The 6786-nt window shown below is 46.3% G+C and carries 5 protein-coding genes and 1 rRNA gene; all 6 read right to left on the bottom strand.

The window, feature by feature from the left end; genetic code table 11:
- Positions 1-100: 100 nt before the first annotated feature.
- Complete coding sequence (locus EL84_RS06345) at positions 101-2563, bottom strand: ATP-dependent Clp protease ATP-binding subunit (protein WP_047841133.1); 2463 nt, start codon at positions 2561-2563, stop codon at positions 101-103.
- A gap of 185 nt (positions 2564-2748) precedes the next feature.
- Entirely contained in the window at positions 2749-3819 is a 1071-nt protein-coding gene (locus EL84_RS06350) for a protein arginine kinase (protein WP_036607140.1), read from the bottom strand.
- A 28-nt stretch (positions 3820-3847) separates the two neighbouring features.
- On the bottom strand, positions 3848-4372 hold the full coding sequence (locus EL84_RS06355) for a UvrB/UvrC motif-containing protein (RefSeq protein WP_036607138.1): 525 nt from the start codon (positions 4370-4372) through the stop codon (positions 3848-3850).
- A gap of 31 nt (positions 4373-4403) precedes the next feature.
- Entirely contained in the window at positions 4404-4865 is a 462-nt protein-coding gene (locus EL84_RS06360) for a CtsR family transcriptional regulator (RefSeq protein ID WP_036671579.1), read from the bottom strand.
- 461 nt (positions 4866-5326) lie between these two features.
- Complete coding sequence (gene eis / locus EL84_RS06365) at positions 5327-6502, bottom strand: enhanced intracellular survival protein Eis (protein ID WP_047841131.1); 1176 nt, start codon at positions 6500-6502, stop codon at positions 5327-5329.
- 179 nt (positions 6503-6681) lie between these two features.
- Positions 6682-6786, bottom strand: a 5S ribosomal RNA gene (gene rrf, locus EL84_RS06370); the annotation flags it as partial.

Genomic DNA, 6786 nt, shown 5'->3' on the forward strand with positions numbered 1-6786 from the left:
CCAAAGTGCAAAAAATCCTCCTCGGCCGAAGCCGAGAAGGATTTGATTAAGGAATAAGGATTAATACAAGCTGAAGTTTAACTCCAAAGCTTGCTACATATTATTTAGTTTCAATTTCCTCATTCGAAGGAACAACCACGTCTTTTTTCGTAACAGACAGTGCACCGTTCTCTTCGTCGATGAGCAATGAATCCCCTTTGGTTACGTTACCTGTGAGCAACTCTTCGGACAATTTGTCCTCGATATGCTTCTGGATCGCCCGACGAAGCGGACGCGCACCGTAAGCTGGATCAAAGCCTGTCTTCGCAAGGAAAGACTTGGCATTATCAGTGAGTTCGAAATCGACCTCATGTTCGAGCAGTCGTTTACGAAGTTCTTCACTCATAAGCGTAACAATTTCAGCGATGTGTTTTTCTTCCAGTGAATGGAACACGATAATTTCATCAATCCGGTTAAGGAACTCTGGACGGAAGCTTTTCTTCAGCTCATCCATTACTTTCCCCTTCATGTTGTCATAATCTGCTCCTGCATCTACAACTGCAGTGAAGCCCAGTGTAGAGTTACGTTTGATCGCTTCGGCACCCACGTTGGATGTCAAGATAATCAGCGTATTGCGGAAGTCAACAACGCGACCTTTGGAATCCGTCAGTCGACCATCCTCAAGCACTTGTAACAAGATATTGAATACTTCTGGATGTGCTTTCTCGATTTCATCGAGCAGGACTACGGAATATGGTTTGCGACGAACTTTCTCTGTCAGCTGGCCACCTTCTTCGTACCCAACATAACCTGGAGGCGCTCCGACAAGTCGGGAAGTCGAGTGCTTCTCACCATACTCGGACATATCAATCCGGATTACTGCATTTTCATCGCCGAACATCGCTTCAGCCAGAGCACGAGCAAGTTCTGTTTTACCTACCCCTGTAGGGCCGAGGAAAATGAATGAACCCATCGGACGTTTTGGATCTTTAAGTCCTGCACGAGCACGACGAACCGCACGGCTGACAGACTTCACTGCCTCATCCTGACCGATGACACGTTCATGTAGAATAGACTCCAGATTCATCAGACGCTGTGTCTCTTCTTCTTTCAGTTGGTTCACAGGAATTCCGGTCCAGCTGGCTACCACTTGTGCGATATCCTCAGGAGTAACCTCAGAATCGGTGCGACCTTGTTTCTCTTTCCACTGGTTCTTCGTTACATCCAGCTCTTCACGGATTTTTTGTTCCGTATCACGCAGAGCTGCTGCTTTTTCGAACTCCTGACTTTGAACTGCAGCGTCTTTTTCCTTACGGATATCTTCCAGACGGCTTTCCAGTTGTTTCAGGTTTGGTGGGATCGTGTAAGAGTTCAATCTTACTTTGGAACCCGCTTCATCAATCAGGTCAATCGCTTTATCTGGCAGGAAACGGTCTGTAATGTAACGGTCAGACAGTTTAACCGCCTGCACAATTGCTTCGTCCGTAATTTTCACGCGGTGATGCGCCTCATAACGGTCACGCAAGCCGTGCAAGATTTGAATCGCCTCTTCCGGAGAAGGCTGATCTACAGTAATCGGTTGGAAACGACGCTCAAGCGCTGCATCCTTCTCGATGTATTTACGATATTCATCCAGTGTTGTCGCACCGATACATTGCAATTCTCCACGGGCCAGAGCCGGTTTCAAAATGTTAGAAGCATCGATGGCGCCTTCAGCTCCGCCTGCGCCAATCAAGGTATGCAATTCGTCGATAAACAGGACAATGTTACCTGCTTGGCGGATCTCATCCATGATTTTTTTCAGACGATCTTCGAACTCACCACGATATTTGGTTCCAGCGACTACAGAACCCATATCCAGGGTCATTACACGTTTGTCGCGTAATGTTTCCGGAATCTCATTTGCGATGATTTTTTGTGCAAGGCCTTCAGCAATCGCTGTTTTACCTACACCTGGCTCACCGATCAATACCGGGTTGTTCTTCGTACGACGGCTGAGCACCTGGATGACACGTTCAATTTCTTTACTACGTCCAATGACTGGGTCCAGGTTGTTCTCTCTCGCATAAGCCGTGAGGTCACGTGCCAGACTGTCCAGCGTTGGTGTGCTTACATTGGCAGGTGTTCCATTATGGCTGGATACAGCTTCACTGCTGCCAAGCAACTGCAGCACTTGTTGCCGTGCTTTGTTCAGGCTAATACCCAGGTTATTGAGCACACGTGCTGCAACACCCTCGCCTTCACGAATCAATCCGAGCAGGATATGCTCAGTTCCTACATAGGTGTGGCCCAATTTACGAGCTTCATCCATAGACAGTTCAATTACTTTTTTCGCACGTGGCGTATATGCAATGTTGGTAGGTTGCTCTTGGCCACGGCCAATCAGCGTTTCTACTTCATCCTGAATTTTTTCCAATCCGAGTCCCAGGCCGATCAGTGCTTTGGCTGCGATACCTTCGCCTTCACGAATGAGGCCGAGCAAAATATGCTCAGTACCGATGTTATTATGACCGAGACGGACAGCTTCTTCCTGTGCGAGTGCGAGCACCTTTTGGGCCCGTTCCGTAAATCTTCCAAACATCATATCTCCTGCACCTCCATGGTTTTGGATAAAACGAGGGTCATGTAATAAAATAACCGTCGTATTCTTCATATCATTCTTGTTTGCAGCCGTGCTGCGAATAAAGTCATGCGGCATTTGTACATGCCTTATTATATAAAAGCCGCAATGCGGCATGAAACCATAATTCAATACTATATCAGGCTAAACTAGGACTGCTTCGCTGCATTGATCGTATCACGAATCAACTGAGCACGGTAGATGTCACGCTCATCTGTGCGCATATCTTCCCCAAATGTTTTCTGCAAAAATCCCGGCTGTGTCATCACATTCAATTCATTCATTACCGTGATGGACAGTCCATCCAACAATCCGAGATCCACGCCAAGGCGTACATCCGATAAGCGCTGTGCAGCTTCCTTGGAATCAACAATAGCTGCATGAGACAATATGCCATAAGAACGCATGACCCGATCCGTAATCCGAAGTCTGGAGTCGGTAATTAACCGTTCTCTGGCTGTACGTTCATGACCAATCATCTGTAACACAACACCATGCAGGTTCTCGATGACTTCCTGTTCGGTCTGTCCCAAAGTAATCTGGTTCGAGATCTGGAAAAGGTTACCCATCGCCTCGCTACCTTCACCGTATATTCCTCTTACCGTCAATCCCACTTGGGAAACTGCGGTTAGAATACGGCCAATTTGCTGTGTCATCACCAGGGCAGGCAAGTGCATCATGACCGATGCTCTGACACCTGTACCTACATTGGTAGGACAGCTGGTTAAGTATCCTCTGCGATCATCAAAAGCATAATCCACGTGCGCTTCAAAAGCATCATCTATTGCGGAAGCTTTCTCCCAGGCTTCTTTCACCTGGAACCCCGGATAGAGGCACTGGATACGAAGATGATCCTCTTCGTTAATCATAATACTGACAGACTCATCCTCACTGAGAATAACCGCACCATTTCTGGATTCATTCGCAAGACTTGGACTAATGAGATGTTTCTCCACCAGCACCCGTTTGTCGAGTTCGTCAATATCGATCAGATCCAATGTATGAAAATCCCCAAAGGCATGAACGTCATCGTATTGAAGTACTTCGCTCAGCTTATTCAGCACCTCTTCCGATTGCTCATTGGAAGCCAGCATCGGAAACGGAACATGCTGAAGGTTGCGTGCAATCCGGACACGGCTGCTAATGACGATTTCGGAATCAGCCGCATCACTGCGCATCCAGTCGCTGAGCGCCTTCTCTGTAAAGCGCAGATTAGGCATTACGCATCCCTCCTACTCATGACAAACTTTACTCCTGAGCTATTCCTTTTTCAAGTCCTCTGATCTGGTCACGGATCTGGGCCGCCTCTTCAAATTCCTCTTGCGCGATGCTCTCCTGGAGCTCACGCTTCAGATCAGCGATTTGCCGTTTCACCTTGATGCGACCACCAGCTCGTGCAGGCACTTTGCCTACATGGGACGTATTACCATGAACCCGCTTGAACAAAGGATCCAGACGGCTGTCAAAATATTTATAACATGAACTGCAGCCGAACCGGCCTATCTTACTAAATTGAGCGTACGTCATACCACACTCTTCACATTGAAGTGCTTTTGCAGGTGGTGTTCCTGCCGATCCACTTTTGCCGGCTGGATCAAAATCAAGCAATCCGGACAACAAGTTGTGAATGGAAAACCCACCTGCTGTTCCAGGGATCATTTCCCCTTTTTCACGGGCACATGACTCACAAATATGGAATTCCGTCTTCTCTCCATTTACGATCTTCGTAAAATGAAGTGTCGCCGGACGTTTATTGCATTCTTGGCACAGCATATTGATGTACCTCCTTTGACCCCGATAGTTTTCATTTACCGAGCAAAGATATTAACATCGCCTTCAACATTCTGGCACGAATTTGATCCCGGTAAGGAAGTTTGACCAATATAACCTCTCTAGATACAGCAGCTCGCATCAACCCGGCTTCCCGCTTGTTCAAAAAGCGCGCTTCTTCCAATTGATAGATCAGACCTTCGGCAGCTGTCTGCCCGATCTCTTCACCAATACTATGGTGCAAATGATTATGCAGAGCTGATTGGGCCGGTAATTCAATGCGCTGTATGCGAACATAACCACCACCGCCGCGTTTACTCTCTACCAGGTATCCCTTCTCGAGTGTAAAACGTGTGCTGATGACATAATTGATCTGGGAAGGTACACATGAGAATTGATCTGCCAGATCATTACGCTGAATTTCAACCATTCCTTCGGGACTTTCATGCAAAATACTCTTCAGATATCGTTCGATAATATCAGAGATATTACGCATCCAATCATCCTCCACTGTCTGAAACGTTAAGTCAATAAGGACCCACACGCCCCCACAGAGTACACCTTCTCTACCCATTTAACCAATCAGGGAAACAGCGAATCTTGCTTCCACAGGTGTTAACAGGAGAGCGAAGGAAGCACGAAGGTCCTTTAATATTCCCTTGATCCTCCGATGAAATGAATCCCGTATATTGGCGATCATGCATCAGATTGTAGAAAGAAAGCTACTTAAGTATTAAACCTTTAGTTGACTTTGACTTTCTTTGACTTTATAACCATTATAGCATATTTTGTGGTTTTGCCAAGTGGGGTCACTATTCATTTTTTACGATTTTACACGAAATATTCCCCGGACACAAAAAAACCTCTCCAAAATTGCTGGAGAAGTCCATTTGTCTTTCAATCACGCCGTATTTCTATATAAGCTAATCAAGTTAAATGGAGCAGTGGGCATAGTCATCAGAAGAAATCGAGCAAATAGGTTTCCCGTTCAGGAATCGCTTGTTCCAAAGCCTTGATTGCTGTGTTCGGTCCGTGAATTCTTCCGATTCGTGCCATTTCCGTTGGTCTGCGATATCCCATCAGCACCGCGGTAAGGGATTGAATATTCACCTTAATGGTCTGATCATCAGTAATTGGTTCCGAAGTTTTCCATATGGACGCTGTTCCGTTCATTGCCACGTTTAATTGCCATACTCCTTCATTCCATGGAGCGTGGGCATCTTCTACCTGAAGAACAATTTGCACCGGTGAGTCCTGGCTTGCAAATGGATACTGAGATATAAACTGCTCTACACTAACGATACGCGCCATAAAATAAGGTACAATCTCCTGCTGAATCCGTGGGTTATCCAATTGGAAGGCAAGCGTATCACTGGCAGGCGCCTGCAACGTAACTTCCTGGATCATGGAATCATGGTTAGCAATGAAGGTCCACAGCCCTTGCCTCGCCTCTTCATTCAGATAGATGATCTCTTTAATGGCAAATTTATTTTCCTTAACCTCATATAAAAGATAACCTTGTGCTGCATCAGCTTCATCGTAATATACAGCCTTCTGGCTGGTCCCATTAACAAGAACTGAATTCTCCCACCTTGCATCATCCCGAACCAGAGTTCCGTTATAACGCTCAGCATAAGCACTGTATACTTCCTTTAATATGCTGAGGCCCGGATCCCCACGCCGAATTGTTCCAGGTGTCGCTTTTTTCAGAGGCAAATGAGCTGTAGGTACTTTATAACGTTTAAATTCAACATACGTCTCCCATCCATACTTCCGATAGAAACCAAAAGAGAATGGATGCAAGAATGATATGCTCTGTTTGTTACGATTCATTTCTTCCAACGCATGCTTGAGCAGACCCGCTACCCAGCCTTTGCGTCTATACTCTGGCCAGGTGGCTACACCCGCAATACCGCCCATCTCGAACGATCTGCCATGAATATAGGTTTGAAAAGGAATGATGTGAAGTTTGGCTCCTAGCTGCCCATCCTCATATACACCCCATATATCCTGTGATGAAAATTGACTCCGCCGTTTTTCTCTCTGTTCTTCACTCATTACCACTTGAAAAGCATATTCGGAGAGTGCCATCGCCGGTTCAAAATCATCTACCGTCAATTTCTGAATTTCCATGTTGTCCTACACCCCATTCGCTAGAGTTATTATCAATCCAATTCATGGCCTGATATCTGATATATGTACCCCTTAGAGTGTGTCAGAGGATTCTTACAAAGTCAAATAAGAGATGCTTTCGCATCCCTTTAAATAAACAAATAAAAACCACCACCGAATAACATCGGCAGTGGTTCTTCGCTTGGCGGCGTCCTACTCTCCCAGGACCCTGCGGTCCAAGTACCATCGGCGCTAGAGGGCTTAACGGTCGTGTTCGGGATGGGTACGTGTGGAACCCCTCCGCC

Source organism: Paenibacillus sp. VT-400, from assembly GCF_001029205.1.
Lineage (GTDB): Bacteria > Bacillota > Bacilli > Paenibacillales > Paenibacillaceae > Paenibacillus > Paenibacillus amylolyticus.